This is a genomic window from uncultured Sulfitobacter sp. (assembly GCF_947500075.1).
Taxonomy (GTDB): domain Bacteria; phylum Pseudomonadota; class Alphaproteobacteria; order Rhodobacterales; family Rhodobacteraceae; genus Sulfitobacter.
In genome coordinates, this window is record NZ_CANMQS010000007.1 from 225697 (window position 1) to 242398 (window position 16702).

Annotated in this window: 13 protein-coding genes and 1 pseudogene; 10 read left to right on the forward strand and 4 right to left on the reverse strand. The window is 59.3% G+C overall.

Annotated elements, in window-relative coordinates:
* Positions 1-133: 133 nt before the first annotated feature.
* The 4 genes from Q1A91_RS20090 to gvpA all read left to right on the forward strand — a co-directional run bounded on the left by Q1A91_RS20090 (position 134) and on the right by gvpA (position 3999).
* Entirely contained in the window at positions 134-619 is a 486-nt protein-coding gene (locus tag Q1A91_RS20090; RefSeq protein ID WP_299881911.1) for a hypothetical protein, read from the forward strand.
* Complete coding sequence (locus Q1A91_RS20095; protein ID WP_299881913.1) at positions 616-945, forward strand: gas vesicle protein K; 330 nt, start codon at positions 616-618, stop codon at positions 943-945. The genes Q1A91_RS20090 and Q1A91_RS20095 overlap by 4 nt, the downstream gene beginning before the upstream one ends.
* A gap of 22 nt (positions 946-967) precedes the next feature.
* Positions 968-3652 (forward strand): hypothetical protein, encoded by a 2685-nt coding sequence (locus Q1A91_RS20100; RefSeq protein ID WP_299881915.1) that lies wholly within the window; start codon positions 968-970, stop codon positions 3650-3652.
* Between the two features lie 134 nt (positions 3653-3786).
* A complete protein-coding gene (gvpA, locus tag Q1A91_RS20105; RefSeq protein ID WP_299881917.1) occupies positions 3787-3999 on the forward strand; it encodes a gas vesicle structural protein GvpA in 213 nt (70 codons plus the stop codon).
* Between the two features lie 2 nt (positions 4000-4001).
* Here gvpA and hutH read toward each other — a convergent pair whose 3' ends face one another.
* Positions 4002-5639: a histidine ammonia-lyase gene (gene hutH / locus Q1A91_RS20110; RefSeq protein ID WP_299881919.1), complete on the reverse strand. Its 1638-nt coding sequence runs from the start codon at positions 5637-5639 to the stop codon at positions 4002-4004.
* Between the two features lie 152 nt (positions 5640-5791).
* Between hutH and Q1A91_RS20115 the strand changes: the two genes are divergently transcribed.
* Positions 5792-8620, forward strand: coding sequence for a PAS domain-containing protein (locus tag Q1A91_RS20115; RefSeq protein WP_299881921.1), 2829 nt, complete (start codon positions 5792-5794; stop codon positions 8618-8620).
* 4 nt (positions 8621-8624) lie between these two features.
* Positions 8625-10040 carry a chemotaxis protein CheW gene (locus Q1A91_RS20120; RefSeq protein ID WP_299881923.1) on the forward strand — a complete coding sequence of 472 codons (1416 nt, stop codon included), beginning with the start codon at positions 8625-8627 and terminating at the stop codon, positions 10038-10040.
* Between the two features lie 125 nt (positions 10041-10165).
* Here Q1A91_RS20120 and eda read toward each other — a convergent pair whose 3' ends face one another.
* Together eda and edd are read right to left on the reverse strand one after the other, a co-directional pair.
* Complete coding sequence (gene eda, locus Q1A91_RS20125) at positions 10166-10810, reverse strand: bifunctional 4-hydroxy-2-oxoglutarate aldolase/2-dehydro-3-deoxy-phosphogluconate aldolase (protein ID WP_299881925.1); 645 nt, start codon at positions 10808-10810, stop codon at positions 10166-10168.
* Between the two features lie 9 nt (positions 10811-10819).
* Complete coding sequence (gene edd, locus Q1A91_RS20130) at positions 10820-12619, reverse strand: phosphogluconate dehydratase (RefSeq protein ID WP_299881931.1); 1800 nt, start codon at positions 12617-12619, stop codon at positions 10820-10822.
* Between the two features lie 316 nt (positions 12620-12935).
* On the opposite strand from edd, the gene Q1A91_RS20135 reads away from it, so the two are divergent.
* From Q1A91_RS20135 to Q1A91_RS20150, 4 genes are all read left to right on the forward strand, one after another.
* Positions 12936-13757 carry a metal ABC transporter substrate-binding protein gene (locus tag Q1A91_RS20135; RefSeq protein WP_299881957.1) on the forward strand — a complete coding sequence of 274 codons (822 nt, stop codon included), beginning with the start codon at positions 12936-12938 and terminating at the stop codon, positions 13755-13757.
* Between the two features lie 64 nt (positions 13758-13821).
* A complete protein-coding gene (locus Q1A91_RS20140; RefSeq protein WP_299881933.1) occupies positions 13822-14724 on the forward strand; it encodes a manganese/iron ABC transporter ATP-binding protein in 903 nt (300 codons plus the stop codon).
* Positions 14717-15592, forward strand: a complete 876-nt coding sequence (locus tag Q1A91_RS20145) for a metal ABC transporter permease (RefSeq protein WP_299881935.1) — start codon at positions 14717-14719, stop codon at positions 15590-15592. The genes Q1A91_RS20140 and Q1A91_RS20145 overlap by 8 nt, the downstream gene beginning before the upstream one ends.
* Positions 15589-16431 (forward strand): metal ABC transporter permease, encoded by an 843-nt coding sequence (locus Q1A91_RS20150; RefSeq protein ID WP_299881937.1) that lies wholly within the window; start codon positions 15589-15591, stop codon positions 16429-16431. Before Q1A91_RS20145 ends, Q1A91_RS20150 begins: the two co-directional genes overlap by 4 nt.
* A gap of 103 nt (positions 16432-16534) precedes the next feature.
* Here the strand turns inward: Q1A91_RS20150 and tuf are convergent.
* Positions 16535-16702 (reverse strand): annotated as a pseudogene (gene tuf, locus Q1A91_RS20155) (elongation factor Tu); the annotation flags it as partial.

A 16702-nucleotide genomic window follows, 5' to 3' on the forward strand; every position in this document is an offset into this window, starting at 1 on the left:
GGCAGATTGCCCCTGTCCAGAGGATGTTCACAAAACAGATGTCGGGCCTTTGGCAATCCTGTCTGTTTCCGAATGCCAAGCCAGTGCGCCCCGGCAACGCTTGCACCATCAGGTTTCGTGTTTCGACCTCGGAATGGACCTGTTGCCGATCGCGCCCCGCGCGGTCTTGACAGAGCAAGATGCGGTTGAGGGTGCTGCGGCACATGCACCCCACATCATGGAGCACATTGAGAGGCTTGCAGGTCTGGGGCAATTGACGCTCTTACTCTCAGGGCCCGAGATTGTTGCGGAGAGGCCGGCGCGGGGCAACAGCTGGCTGCGCCGCCGACAGGCCGAGCGCCACGAAGCCGAGGAAACGGTGCAGAAGATGCAACGCGCCGTGTTGCGCCTGATTTCAAACAGCGGTTTGCCGTTGCGTATCTTGCATAACCCCAAACGCGGCACCGTCCAGTGTCATCTTCTGGTCCAGCGGACAGAAGCTGCCCGCATACGGGCCGGCATTGCCGCGGAGGCGCAAACCTTACCCGCCGAAACAGGTCTTTTGCAGGTAACCGGGCTATGGCCCCCTTACGCGTTTTCCCAGCTTCAGGAACCGCAAGCAGATCGGGCTGTCGCATGACCGAAATTCCCTTTGTTCTGGACCTTGATCCGGGCGCGTCCAAAACGCCCAACGTTGCGTCTGCCGCCCGGTTGGCCATCGACCCGGACCACGTTGAGCAGGACCTTGCCCGTCTTGTTCTCGGACTGATGGCCTTTCTGCGTGAATTGATGGAACTGCAAGCCATTCGCCAGATGGAAGCAGGTGCGCTGAGCCCTGAACAGGAAGAACGGCTTGGCACCACACTGATGCGGGCGGAGGATGCCATTCGTGATCTTGCGGCAAAGTTCGGTCTGACCCCGGCTGAACTTTCCCTCGATCTTGGACCACTGGGCCGAACGATTTGAAACCAAAAGAGGCATATCAGACATGAGCATCGCCCCTGCCCCAGCCAACCCATCCGAACCTGCGGGTCCCGACGAACATGCCTTCCGTTCAGGACGGCACGGGGCGCGTCCGGCAAAGGGGGCGCAGGCACAGCTGGACAATCTGGCCCGCGCAGGTGTGGTGACCCATGTCGTGGGCCATGGAGAGGCGATTGATCCGCTGTTTGCTGTGGGCCAACTGCGCGATTTGCCGGAAGTGCGTTTTGTCGCGGCATTCCGGGAAGGCGTGATTGCACTTGGCTGTCCGGATGGGCTGCCTGAGCAACTGGTGGACCTTGCAGCCCCAATTTCTGTGCCCGCTGAGCCAGTTGACGAAGGACCGCCCCCGCAAGTGGACGTTCAACCTGTGCTTGCTTCAATTCTGGACCGCCTGACGGCCCTGGAAGGGCCATCTGGTCTTGGCGCGATCCAGGAGAAGTTGAGCATGCTGGACACCGTGGGTCTGGAAACAGCACGGTTGGTGGGTGATCTGGCGCATCATGCAGCAGACCTCCCCCAAGAACCTCAAGAAGAGGATCTGAGTGCGCTTATCAACGCGCCCCTGGAGGTGTTTAGAGCGGATCAGAGCGCCCGGACGGACAAGGTCATCGAAGCGCTCAATGATGTTTCGGACCGTCTGAAAACCGTCGAAGGTCAGATCGATGCGGCTTGTGAAGACGCCGCCAAGGAAGCTGAAGCGCCGTCGCCAGTGGGACAAGACCTTGAACCCCTGCTCAAGACGCTGCCTGATCTTGGCGCGGGTCTTGGGCGCATCGAGAACGCTCTCTCTGTCGCCATGCAGCAGGGTCACGCCCGATTGGACGAGGTTTTGACACAGCTCACGCAGGCAGCGGAAACTGGCACACGCGCGGAGGCGCAAGACGCGCCCCTGGCATCCATTCAAGCAACGCTTGAAGAGATGCGCACGCAGTTGGGGGGCGAGGGAACTGATCCGCGTGTCGAGGAACAGGGTGCTGTCCTTACGTCTATTCAAACGTCACTCGACGAGGTCCTGACGCGACTGAACGCGGACGGGAACGACGCGCAATCGGAGAGCATTGCGGCTGCCTTGGCTGCCCTTCAAGACAGCACTGCCGAACGGACCACGATCCTTGCGGCGCTTGCGCAGGTCCATGAGAGTATTGAAGGCCTCTCCGCACGGCCAGATCCGGTTTTGGATCTGACAGCACAAAGACAGAGTTTTGCGCAGTTTGGCACGGTCATGAATATGGTCGTCCAGCGTCTGGAAGGCACGGCGACACAGATCAAATACAGTCTGGAAACCATGAACACCCCAGCGGCAGACGCGCCGGAGGGTCTGAATGCGCAGCTTGCCAGCTTGCCTATGGCCCTGATCGGCCATCTTCGGGAATCGCCGGAAGCGGCGTCGGTGATGTCCCATCTGGCAACAATCAAGGAGCAACTGACCCTGCTTCCAGAGACGCGGGATCACCTTTCAAAGGTCAGCGACACTGTGGAGGTGCTTGCCAATCGTCCCAAGCCGGTTCTGGATCTGACCGAACAACGCCGGAGCTTTGCCTCTTTCACAACGGCGCTGGCGACCGTGGTTCAAAGGCTGGAAAAATCTGCGGATCGCTTTGGCGACATGCCCGATCCTGCTTCCGGGGGAAGCCCTTTGGAAAATCTGATCGCGCGGCTGCCGGATCAATTGGCAGCGCAGCTGCCTCAATCACTGGACGTTTCGGCTATGGCGCAGGAATTGGTCAAGGCGCTGCCCGCATCGCCTGACCTTGCCCCTGTCTTGGCGGCATTGAGCGCTTTGGAGGATCGGATCGCCAGCCCAGTCGACATGGCAGCGCCGGACCTCGCGCCGCTGGAAGCGCAGATCACGGAGCTTGTGAGGGGGCAGGCAGGTATTCCCTCAGCCTTAAACACGCTCGAAGAACAGGTTTCGGCGCTCAGGAACGCGCCCACCCCGGCGCTGGACACCAGCGAACAACGCGCCAGCTTTGCGATGTTCAGTACCGCGCTCGCAGCCGTTGTGGCGCGGCTTGAAAATGCGGTTGGGCAGATTGGCACCACAGGCGCTGAAAGCGCTGAGTCCGAGGTTCTGCTGCGTAGCGTGCACGATGCAATTGCGTCCCTTTGCGCTGATACGACACGTCTTGAGAATAAATTCCGCGCAATTGACGCGCTGCCCTCGCAAATTGCGAAGATGCAAACCAGCCTTGAGGCACAGATTGCGCATCAAGGCGTGCCGGAGATTGACCTGACAGCGCAACGGCAGAGCCTGGCCCGCTTCGCGACAGCAATACAGAAAGTCATTCAACGATTGGAATCCGTGGCGGAAGCGCTTCCCGATCAGGTCGACGCAAGAGACAGCGCGCAATACCGCCCCCTGCTCAAGAAGATGCGACGGCTTGAGCGGCAGGTTGCCGCCATCCGCACGACGCAGGAGGATACCACTTCGAATCTTGCGCAATTCTTGGAGCGGCTTGCGGCGGACGATGACGGATGCCCGGAGGGTGATCCGGAAACAGCCCCAGACCACGGGACCGAAGATAACCTGCAAACGCCGGATGTGCCTTTGCCTGAATCCACCGCAGAAACACCGCTTGATTTCACTGCGGCGACACCCCCGCTGGACAGTCTGAGGTTTTGCTTTGCGGAGATGATTGCATCGCAGATCAGGGAGACGGCGAAAGGAACGCCTGCGTCCCGAGGTTGAACGTATTTTAAACAGATAGCGGGCCGATTTCGGCGCAAAGACCAGATCGCAAGAAATTATTATGATCTGCGCGCTACTCAGAACCGTGCCCGGAAGAATGGGGCGCACCGCCCTGTTTCAGTATGGAGAATACTATGTCTATCGAAAAGAATATCGCATCTGCATCCATTGCAGAGGTTGTTGATCGTATCCTCGACAAAGGTGTGATCATTGATGCCTTTGTCCGCATTTCACTTGTCGGGATCGAATTGATCGCGATCGAGGTTCGGGCCGTTGTCTCCTCGGTTGAGACCTGGCTCAAATATGCGGAAGCTGTTGGTTTGACCGTCGATCCAGCGACAGCCTAACCTTACCTCCGAAGCTTGGGCGGGGCATAGCGCGCCATCGTGGCGGCAAGCGTCTCGATATCCCGCCCAAGCGGACGGTCCTCCAGCAGCGCGGCGCTTTTCCCGCGAATGAGGTTGTGGAGCGTTCTTGCGTTGTCGGACAACCCAGCTTCGCGTCCATCCGGCAGATCAGACCTGCTGTCCAGAATGTCGATGGATTGCGCAACGCACAGCGCCAGGATTGCGTGGATCTGAGTGAGCAGCCCAAGCTTCTGACCCAGAAGGCGTGCAGCAATTGTTCCCATGGAAACGACGTCCTGATTGGCCCCGTTGGTTGATATGGAGTGCACGGATGCAGGTCCGATGCTGCGCATCTCAGCCAGCAGCGCCGTTGCGGTTACCTGAGCCCCCATCATGCCGGAGTTCAGACCGGCTGGTCCGCGATGCAGGAATGCTGGCAGACCCCGGTTCAGGCGTTCATCCGTCAGCCGGGCAACCTGTCGTTCTGCAAGACCGGCGAGCACAGTCACGGCCTGGGCCAGCGCATCCGACGCAAGACCAACGTGCTGCCCCATGAAATTCCCACCATGGAGGACCAAAGGCATTTCCGGGTCCATCGCATCTTCTTTTTCTGCGGCGGAGTGGAGGGGGAAAACAGGGTTATCCGTGGCAGAGCACAACTCTGTCGCAACGATACGGCTGTGCCAGTCTGCCGTGTCCCAGACCGCGCCAATGACCTGCGGGGCGCAGCGCAGGGTATAGGCGTCCTGGCCAATCCCCTCTTCCGTTACCGGGCCGATTCCGGTCAGGCATCGATCCGCCAGCGGGGTTCGCTCCACCCGCGTGCTGCCCGTGACACGAGCACGCAGCAGGTTTGCCGCCGCGGCCTGTCTTGGATGTGGCCGGAGTGCAGCAAAGGCCGGATGCCATGCCTCAACCCGGCCGCCCTGCACCTCTGCCATGGCGGCGGTGAGGGCGATGGCCCAATCAATGGCCTGCGCAGTCCGTCTTGTGTTGATCAGGCCCACACCCGTCATGGCAGAGGTGCCGTTCACCAAGGCCAGCCCATCACGGGCAGCTAGGTCAATCGGCTCCAGCTGCATCATGGCGAGCCCATCGCTCCCCGATATGCGACGACCATCGCGCAGGCAGAAATCGCCGCGTCCCTGAAAACACAGAACCATGTGCGCAAGTGGGGTCAGATCGCCGGATGCCCCTACTGTACCCCGGCACGGCATCACCGGCGACAAAGGACCATTGAGCATCCCGACCAGAGCCTGAATTGCCGGTTCAGAAGCCCCTGAAACACCTTGCAAAATCGACATCAACCGGCACAGGACAATGGCCCTGCCCGTCGCCCAATCAAACGCAGGCCCGACCCCTGTGGCAAGGTGGTGCACCAGGTTCTGTTGCAGTGTCGCACCATCTTCAGCGCCCACCAGCCGGTTGGCCAGCGGGCCAAATCCGGTCGTAATACCATATACATGCCGCTCCTCCTCTATCACGCGGCGGAGACGCGCGTGGGCCGCAGCGCATCGCGCGGTCGCACTGTCCAGCAGCCCCACCTGGAGCCGCCCATCGACAAGCTGTATCGCGTCTTCAAGCGATAGATGGTTGTCCACAAGAACGTGTGCTGCCTCTGGATCGGGGAGTTGGGTCATGATCTATCCTGTCGTGATTTTCAAAGACGTTAGCCGCGTCTTGGTTAATGCGAACTAAACAATCACGATCACGGCTTTCGAATTCTGCGGCAGGCAAGGTTTCGTTAAGCCCTGCGGTCTATGACGGTGGCACCCATGACCGAGGAACTGCAATGTCCGAGACCCCGAAGACTGACGAATTTGACACCCCCGCCCAAATCCTGCCTGGGGTCATCGGGCCAGTCGCGGCGGCACTGCTCGCGCAGGATACGTTGCTGTTGTTCAGCGCGGAAACCGGGGCGCTGGTCTCCGCGAATGACACCGCGCTCATGCAATTGGGTCTTGATCTGGAGAATGCAATTCTGCCGACCTTTGCAGAGATGGTCGAAGGTGGTGACGAAAGTGCAGAGTCGCTGTGGGCGCAACTGGGTGCCGGAGAACGATGTGGCTGGTCCGGTCCCGTGAATGGCGCCCTGGGTCTGAAGGCGGAGGGAACGGTGCAGGCCCTGCCTTGCGCGGCACCGGATGGAGATGGCTTTGTCCTGGTTCAACTGAGCGTCGCTGCCGCACCTGTCGCTGTCACGGAAAGTTCTTTTGACGACCTGCCCGATCCCGCTGTCGACAAGGCAATTGGCATCATCACCTATGATATGGATGGCAACATCTTGTCCATGAATGGTCCGGCCCTCACCGCGATGGAGGACTATGGAGAAGAACTGGTTGGGCGCAACCACGACACCATCTGGCCCAAATCCATCTGCGACAGCGAAGTGTATTTCGAGTTTTGGGAAAAGATGCGTCAGGGTCGGCAGGTTGACGGTGTTTACCGGCATATCACCGCCGTGCAGAGCGAGATCTGGCTGCGCAGCATCTATACGCCAGTCAAGGATGCCAGTGGCCACCCCTGCCGGGTCGTACATTGCCTGATGGATGTCACAGAAGACAGTTATGCCGCTGAAATTGCAGGGAAAAGAAACGACGCACTTTGGGGAAACCTACCCATGTGCGAATTTGACAAAGACGGGCACATCACAGCAACCACGCCCCAGATGGCGTCACTTTTGGGTCAGCCGGAAGACCTGCTCATCGGGATGCACGACAGCGATCTGTGCGATGTCGCCTTTGCCAAGAGCGCGGCATACCTCAAGGTTTGGGAGAACCTCGCAGAGGGGAGGCATCAGAAGCTCAAGATCAAACATCGCACGCCGGATCACGAACTGGTCTGGTGCGAGGCGGCGTTGCTCCCGATCATGAACCCCGACGGACGGTTGGAGAAAGTGCTGAAGCTGGCCACCGATATCACAGAGGAACATTCCGACTACCTCGATTGCAAGGAAGTGCTTGAGGCCAGCAATGGCATGTTTGGCCGCGTCGAATTCGACTCCGAAGGTCAGTTCATGCGCGCCAACAAACCTTTCAGCAAGACCTTCCAGATACCCCTGGATGAGCTTGAAGGCAGGAACCATCGCGAAATCTGCCCGCAAGAGGTGATGAATTCAGCGCAATACTCTGACTTCTGGGGTAAACTCCATGAAGGAGAGACGCTGAGCGGTCTGCATGAGATGCGCAGCGCGTCGCAGGACGTTCTTTGGCTCCGTGTCTTCTACAGCCCGCAGTTCAGCGCGCGGGGATCCCTGAAACGGGTGTTGATGTTCTTCGTCGATCAGACCGAACGGTACATGCGTGAAGCGAAGCTGAACGCGAACATGAACGCCGTCGATTCCGCACAGATCGTTACGGAATTGGGGCCAGAAGGCACCATTCTCTCAGCCAATCAGATCTTCATCGATCTCTTTGGCTACGCAGAAGCAGAGATCCACAATCAAAAGCTCAATACCGCATATATGAAAGACGCAGACGCCGCCGAGGAGCACCGTGCGACCTGGGATCGTGTTCGTGCCGGAGAGACCGTGAACGGCACGTTTCGGCACGTTGATGCAAAGGGGGACGACCTTTGGCTGCGGGGGGCGTATTCTCCGGTAACGTCACAGAACAAAGGGTTTCAGGGTGCCATGTTCTTTGGCAGTGACGTGACATCCGAACACCGGACAGCGCTGGCCGCCACGACGAAACTGAACGCCCTTCTTGGCTCTCAGGCTGTTATTGAGTTCGACACGACCGGGCATGTCCTGAATGCAAATGAGAATTTCCTCAAGACCTTCGGATATACTCTGCGGGAGATTGTTGAGCAGCACCACTCGATGTTCTGCATATCAGATTACGTGCGGACACCTGAGTATCGCAGCTTTTGGCTTAACCTGGAGAAAGGGCAGGATTCCTATGGCCGGGTTCACAGGGTTGGCCGTTTTGATCGGGATGTGCACCTCGTTGCACATTACAAACCGATCCTGGATGTGGATGGCAACGTAACGAGCATTCTCAAGTCAGCCATTGATATCACCGATCTGGTGCAGCTTGAGCAACTTGTTGAAGAGCGGGCAAGGGACATCGAAGTCCAGATGGGCTCCAGCACGCAGGCGGGTCAGACCATCAAGGATCAGGCCAGCGGCCTGTCCAGTGACACCGATGTCGCGCGCATACGCACCATTGAGAGCACAGAGCAGTTGAATGCCACGATTGAGACGTTCAAATCCGTCTCAAACGACGTGTCAGATCTGTCTGAGGTTGTCGATGTGATCAGTGAAATTGCTGTTCAAACCAACCTGCTTGCCTTCAACGCAGCGATCGAAGCGGCCCGTGCGGGCGAGCATGGCATTGGTTTCTCCATCGTTGCCGACGAAGTGAGAAAGCTTGCCGAACGTAATGGAGAGGCCGCCCGGAGCATTGGCCGCAACATCGAAAGCGCCACTCGGCAGATTGCAGATGGGGCATCAAATGCGCAGATGATCCTTGAGACGCTCGGGACACAGACGACGACGCTGGAGCAGAACTCCGAAACCCTGTCAGAGATCATCTCGCTCAGCGAAGAGCAGGTTGACGCCATCGGGAATGCGGCCAGCATTATGCAGGAAATTAAGTCCTCAATTGCGCAGCCGCAGTAACGGGATGGCACAGGCAACACAGCAATCCTACGGCATCGTTCGTCTGGGTCAGACCTTGGTTGGCATTCCCATCCACGAACTGAGTGAGGTGTGCCATGTCAACGGCTCGAATGCACTGCCGGTTCCGTCAGACACCTTGCTTGGTGCATTCGAATTGCGAGGCAGCGCTGTACCGCTGCTGAACATCGCAAGGATTTGTGGCGGTCACATAGATGCTGAGACGCCCCATCTGGCGGTTGTCCTTAAACATGCCGATGCCGTTCTGGCGTTCCATGTGGATGAGGTGGTGGGCATCGCCAATTGTGCCGAAGCCGATGTGCAACCGCTCGAAGAAGCGAACGGCACCGCCCAAACCAGCATCCGAGGTGTGTTCAAAAACGGTGACCGTTTCGTGTCGATCCTCGACATTCCTGCGATCTTTGAATTGCCGGGCGTCTATTCGACACAGCGTCCGGGCCTCGCCAACACGTCCGGCGCAACAGAGCGACTGACGCGGCAGCTGACGTTTCAGGCGGGAGGTGCGCTTTTCGCTGTTCCGGCCATTGAGGTTTATGCGGCTGTGCCCCGGCAAGAGATCAAAGTCACCGCCATCACGTCTGGCCCCTGCCTTGGGGAGATCTCTTACTACGGTCGGCGGGTTCCGGTGGCGTGCTCTGTCAGTGTGCTGGGCCTTGGGAAAACGCTGGATCGGGGTGCCTGTGAAATCGTTGTCATGCGGTTTCCCAACGATCAGTTGCTGGGTTTCGCGGTGGACGCCATCCGCAACATTGAGAGCTTTCAACCCGCAGAGGTGGCAGATTTGCCAATCTGGCAGGCTGCTGCGCCCCGGCTGATCTCCAATGTGAACATCAAGGCGAACGGTCAGCAAATCTATACCGTGGACATCGCCGCGTTGCATCAACATCCCGAAGCGTTGAACCTTGCTTCACTCTCTGAACCAAGCGTTACAGCGGATGAGACAACGTCGAAGCCCGATGTTACCGCCGAAGATGGCAATGTGATCCGTGAACGGGAACGATACCTTGTGGTCAACGCGGGCACAAAGGTCGCTATTCCGCTGCGCCAGGTCAGCTGCATCACCGCGCCCCCGAAAGAAATAACACCGACCCGCAGCCACTTGCCCGGCTTCAAAGGTTACTTTTCCCGTCTGGGCCGGTCGGTTGCCCTGTTCGGGTTGTCGGAAATGCTGTTCGCCGCATCCCAGGACGATCAGGACCATGTCCAGAGCAGACGGGTGGTTCTTACCGGCGCTGATCATAAGCAGATCGGGTTTGAGGTCGCGCAGGTGATCAGCATCGAAGTATCCGAATGGCGCGAACAACCAAAGGAAGGAGAAACCGGTCCTGCGGTGCAATTGGGGTCAAAGGCCAATCGAACGGTGCTGCCTGTCGTTGATCTGGATGCGCTCGTTCCGGCATGAGTTTCGTCATCGGTCAAGGCCTGGCCAAGGCGTGATCGGCAAGGTCCCTCTCTGCAAAGGTGATCATCCGAAGTGGCGTTCCCCGGATCAGGCTGACACCGATCCAAAGACACTTTGCTGCCGGGTTATGAACCCAGCTTTGCGGCCTCGCGCGCCAATGCTGTGATCCCGTCCCAGTCCTGTGCCACGACCAGATCACCCGGTGCGACCCAACTGCCACCGGCGCATACCACATTGGGCAATCCAAGGTAGTCAGACGCATTGGCGGGACTGACCCCACCGGTAGGGCAAAAACTGATTTGAGGCAGCGGGCTGCTCAGTGATTTCAGAAACGGCACACCTCCGGCCGCTTCCGCGGGAAAGAACTTGAGCATGTCATAGCCCCGCGCGAGCAAAGCCATCGCTTCAGAGGCGGAGGCGGCCCCCGGAAGCATTGGCAAATCCTGCTGCTCAGCGGCTTCCAAAAGCGCCTCTGTCGCCCCCGGCGACACGCCAAACCGTGCACCTGCCGCTATGGCGGACGTCACATCGCTTGGGCTCACCAAGGTGCCTGCCCCAACAACGCCGCCGCTGACTTTCCCCATTTCAGCAATGACTTCCAGCGCCGCCGGGGTGCGCAGGGTCACTTCGAGAACGGGCAGCCCGCCAGCCACAAGCGCCTTTGCCAGAGGTTGAGCATGGGCGGGATCGTGTACGACCAAAACAGGTATGATCGGAGCCAATTCGCAGATTTCGCGGGTGCGACGGCTGGCGTCGTTGGGGCTTAGCATCGGTTTCTCCTAGAGACTGCTCGCACCGGTGTCGGCGGATCCGACATTGGCACGGAAATTTGCAAACATATCGCGCCCAACGCCAAACGCATTGCTGCTGAGGTCTGCGGTGACGGGTGCGCGGTCGAGCACACCTTCGGTGACAATTTCAATCTTTCCGTTGGTGGCATCCACGCGCAGGATATCACCGTCCTGCAGACGGGCGATTGGCCCGGCGTCCACTGCTTCAGGGCAGACATGAATCGCGCTCAAAACCTTGCCTGAAGCGCCCGACATTCGACCATCTGTCACCAGCGCAACCTTCAATCCCCGCGCCTGCAGGTTGGCCAGCACTGGCGTCAGGCTGTGCAGCTCCGGCATCCCGTTTGCCTTGGGGCCCTGAAAGCGGACGACAACAACAACGTCCTGCTCGAACGCGCCTGCCTGGTAGGCGGCTTTGACGGCCTCTTGCGTATGAAAAACCCGCACCGGGGCCTCGATGAAGCGATGTTCCTCTGCCACAGCAGAAATCTTGGTGACCGCATTGCCCAGCGTCCCGGCCAACCGTTTCAACCCACCTGTCGCCTGAAACGGGTCGCTGACGGGGCGCAGAATGCGGTCGTTCAGGGTTTCCCCTGCCCCGGCTTCCCAACTGACAGTGTCATCCTTGAGCTTTGGCTCACAGGTATAGCGGTCAAGCCCGTCGCCCAGCACCGTCCGCACATCTTCGTGCAGCAGGCCACCGCGCAGCAGCTCGCCAATCATGAAACCAAGCCCACCTGCGGCATGGAAATGGTTCACATCCGCAAGACCGTTGGGATAAACGCGGGCCAGCAGCGGTGTGACGTCGGCAAGGTCAGAGAAATCCTGCCAATCCAGGATGATCCCCCCGGCGCGCGCCATTGCGACAAGGTGGATCAGCAGATTGGTTGACCCGCCTGTGGCATTCAGCCCGACGATCCCGTTCACAAAGGCCTTTTCGTCCAATACGTCGCAGACAGGGGTATAGGCGTTGCCGAGATGGCTGATCTCCAGCGCCCGTTTGGCGCCGGCGATGGTCAGGGCATCCCGCAAGGGCGTGTTTGGATTGACAAAGCTGGCGCCAGGCAGATGCAGCCCCATGAATTCCATCAGCATCTGGTTGGTATTTGCCGTCCCGTAGAAGGTGCAGGTTCCCGGACCGTGATAGGCGCCCATTTCTGCATTCATCAGCGCAGCACGGTCAACTTCGCCTGCGGCAAATTGCTGGCGGATCTTGGCCTTTTCATCATTGGGCAGGCCGGATGTCATGGGGCCCGCGGGCAGGAACACGGCTGGCAGGTGACCAAAGCTCTGCGCTGCGATGATCAGGCCCGGCACAATCTTGTCGCAGACCCCCAGATAGACCGTGCTGTCAAAGACATTGTGGCTGAGCGCGACACCAGCGGCGAGCGCGATGACGTCGCGGGAAAAGAGGCTCAAATCCATCGATGGCGTGCCTTGGGTGACGCCATCACACATCGCAGGCACGCCGCCCGCGACTTGCGCCGTGCCGCCCGCCGCACGGGCGGCGGTTCTGATCAGATCGGGAAATCGTTCAAACGGTTGATGCGCCGAAAGCATGTCGTTGTACGCCGTCACAATCCCAAGGTTGCCCGCAGATTTGGTGGCCAAAGCATCTTGATCCGGCCCGGCTGCCGCGTAGGCATGCGCCTGACCGCTGCAAGACAGATGCGCCCGTGCCGGACCTTCTGCCGCAGCGGCGCGCATCCGGCCAAGGTGGTCGCCGCGCGGGCCTTCGCTGCGGGCAATGATGCGGTCCGTCACTTTGCGAATGGTATCATGAAGCATTGTGCATTCCTCGTTTTTCGTGCCCGGTGCTGATGCACTGTTAGCGCTAACAAGGCATTCTGTCCAGCCTTCTTGCCGATGAAGAACCGTCTGGGCAGGCCCTATTGCCTTCAATTTTCAATGTAACACCGAAAGAAGCAACCTCGGGCATAAATTGCGAATAATTCGCAACTGGCTTGACAGTTGCGAGTTATTCGCATTTAGAGATGGCGTGTATCTTCAACAGACAAAGGACCCTTTGCCCGTGTTACGCGCCGCCCTGACAAGTCTCACCCTTGCTCTGACCCTTGCCTCTGCCGCGGGGGCGGAGGAGAAAATGAAAGTCGTCACCACATTCACGGTAATTGCAGACATTGCGGCCAATGTGGCAGGCGACGCGGCAGAGGTGGTATCGGTCACCAAACCCGGCGCGGAAATCCATGGGTATGAACCAACACCACAGGACATTGTCCGCGCCGTCGATGCCGATCTGATCCTTTGGAACGGACTGAACCTTGAGCTGTGGTTCGAGCAGTTTCTCCGGAACCTGGCGGATGTGCCTTCTGTCACCGTAACGGAAGGGATTGATCCGATTTCAATCTCCACAGGAAGCTATGAGGGCAAACCGAACCCTCACGCCTGGATGGGTTTGGATAATGCGCTGATTTACATTGATAACATCGCCAATGCCTTTGCCGAGCATGACCCCGACAATGCAGAGACCTACGCCAGAAATGCCGCGGCCTACAAAGAGGAGTTGCGGGCAACCATTGCGCCTTTGCGCGAAGCAATTGCCGCCATACCCGCCGATCAACGCTGGCTGGTGACCTGCGAGGGGGCATTCAGCTACCTCGCGCGTGATTTCGGCCTGCAAGAGCTGTATCTTTGGCCGATGAACGCGGATCAGGTCGGAACGCCGCAGCAGGTGCGCAGCGTAATCGACGGCGTGCGGGCCAACAACATCCCAGTTGTGTTTTGCGAAAGCACCGTGAACACCGCCCCCGCCCAGCAGGTCGCGAGAGAGACCGGCGCCACCTACGGCGGCGAACTTTACGTCGATTCACTCAGTGAGGCGGACGGCCCGGTGCCAACCTATCTCGACCTGCTGCGCGTCACTTCCGAGACCGTGGCCGCCGGGCTGACGTCCGCAACGCACTAGCCCATCATCCCGCGCGCCCTATTTCAGAGCGCGAGGAAGCCGCGATCGCGGCGAAAGGAACGACATGCCAAAGGATCACATACCCGCAACGGACCCGCTTCCCGCAGACGCCGGGCAAGCGGGTTTGAGCGTTCGGGACGTTACCGTCACCTATCGCAACGGTCACACCGCCCTTTGGAACGCCAGCTTTGAGATCCCCAAAGGCACGGTGACGGCACTGGTCGGGATCAATGGGGCGGGCAAATCCACGCTGTTCAAGGCGATTATGGGATTTGTCCCGGCCGCGCAGGGCAACATCCGCATTCTGGGTCTGGACGTGCGCGCCGCCCTTGCGCGAAACTTGGTGGCCTATGTTCCGCAGTCAGAGGAAGTGGATTGGGCCTTCCCCGTGCTGGTCGAAGATGTGGTGATGATGGGGCGCTACGGTCACATGGGATTCCTGCGCCGTCCAAAGGCGGCAGACCATGCCGCTGTCGATCAGGCTCTGGCACGTGTCAGCATGCAGGACTTCCGGCACCGTCAGATCGGTGAATTGTCCGGCGGGCAACGAAAGCGCGTGTTCCTTGCGCGCGCCCTGGCCCAGGACGGGCAGGTGATCCTGCTGGATGAACCCTTCACCGGGGTGGACGTGAAAACCGAAGAGCAGATCATCGCGCTCCTCCAGTCGCTCCGCGATGAAGGGCGGGTGATGCTGGTCTCAACCCACAACCTTGGCTCGGTGCCGGAATTCTGCGACCGCGCGGTGCTGGTTAAAGGCACAGTGCTCAGCCATGGCCCGACAGAGACGACGTTTACCCGCGCCAACCTAGAAGCGGCTTTTGGCGGGGTCTTGCGGCATTTCACCCTGGGTGGTTCGGATCTGCATGATGATGAGGACGGCAGGGAGGTCACGATCTTTACCGATGATGAACGTCCCTTTGTCCAATACGGCGAAAAGACCCAGCGTACGGAACGTGGCGATGGGTGAGAGCCTGCTGGAACCGTTTGCCTATAGCTACATGGTGAACGCCATGTGGGTTTCGGCACTTGTCGGCGGCGTTTGCGCCTTTCTGTCATGCTACCTTATGCTGAAAGGATGGTCGCTGATTGGCGACGCGCTCTCGCACTCCGTCGTGCCGGGGGTGGCGGGGGCGTATATGCTCGGCTTGCCCTTCGCACTGGGGGCATTCATTGCAGGCGGACTTGCGGCCGGGGCCATGCTGTTCCTGTCAGAACGGTCAGGACTGAAGATTGACGTGATTATCGGGCTGATCTTCACATCCTTTTTCGGGTTGGGCCTGTTCATCGTTTCCATCAACCCCATGGCAGTGTCCATTCAGACCATCACCATGGGCAATATCCTTGCGATCACACCGGGCGATACGCTGCAACTGGCGCTGATTGGCTTTGTCACACTAGCCGTGCTGCTGGCCAAATGGAAAGACCTGATGGTCACGTTCTTTGACGAAAACCACGCGCGGACGATTGGGCTGCGTCCGGATATCCTCAAGGCCGTGTTCTTCATCCTGCTGTCCGCATCGGTTGTCGCGGCCATGCAGACGGTTGGCGCGTTTCTGGTGATTGCGATGGTCGTGACCCCCGGCGCCACGGCATACCTGCTGTGCGACCGGTTTGAGCGGTTGATCCTGCTTTCTGTCGCGATTGGGACCGGCACCAGCTTTCTGGGCGCCTACGTCAGCTACTTTCTGGACGGTGCCACCGGCGGCGTAATCGTCTGCCTGCAAACGCTGATCTTTCTGCTGGCTTTTGTATTTGCGCCGCGGCACGGGTTACTGGCCGCCAAAGCAAAGGCGCGCGCGGCCCTTGCCCATGGCCCTGAAACGGAGGCCGGATGATGGATCTCGACACCCTCACCCTGCCTTTCCGCTTTCCGTTTATGCAGAATGCGTTTCTGATTTCCATGATCGTCTCGGTACCCTGCGCGCTGTTGTCGTGCTTTCTGGTGATGAAGGGCTGGGCGCTGATGGGGGATGCCGTCAGCCATGCGGTGCTGCCGGGGATCGTACTGGCCTATATCGTTGGAGCGCCCCTGCTTCTGGGGGCCTTTGCGGCCGGGATGATCTGCGCTGTGGCCACCGGGTATCTATCGACCAACAGCCGGGTGAAAGAGGATACCGTGATGGGGGTCGTCTTTTCCGGCATGTTTGGGCTGGGGATTGTGCTTTACGTCTCAGTTGAAACCAACGCGCATCTCGACCATATCCTGTTTGGGAATATGTTGGGCGTCGACGGGAGAGAGCTTCTGACGGCGGGGCTGATTTCTGCTGTGGTGTCCGGCGTGCTGGCGCTGAAATGGCGGGATCTGCTCTTGCATGCCTTCGATGCCGCACAGGCGCAGGCGTCGGGACTGGCGGTGAACGTGCTGCACTATGGTCTGCTGGCGGCGCTGTCGCTGACCATTGTGGCGACGTTGAATGCGGCCGGGCTGATCCTCGCCATCGGCTTGCTGATCGCGCCGGGGGCGATTGCCTTTCTGCTTGTGCGCACCTTTGCCCGGATGCTCTGGGTGTCGGTGATCGTCTGCATGCTCTCGATGCTGCTGGGGACCTACGCAAGCTTCTATCTCGACAGCGCGCCTGCACCGACGATTGTCCTGATCCTCACTGCGGTGTTTCTGGTGGCCTTTGTGCGGCGACAGCGGATGACAAAGCGGGCGTCTTTGGCGCGCATGTAGGGTGGGGGTCCCCCATCTGATGACGCAAAAGGCCGCAGCTTTTGTGCTGCGGCCTTTGGTGTTTTGTGGGGTGGTATAAGGTGGGTTGCACCCACCCTGCGGATCACTCCGTGATCTTGGAAACCACACCCGCGCCAACTGTCCGGCCACCTTCACGAATAGCAAAGCGCAGGCCCTGCTCCATCGCGATGGGCGCGATCAGCTCAACGTCGAACTTCAGGTTGTCGCCCGGCATCACCATTTCCGTGCCTTCGGGCAGCTGAACCGTGCC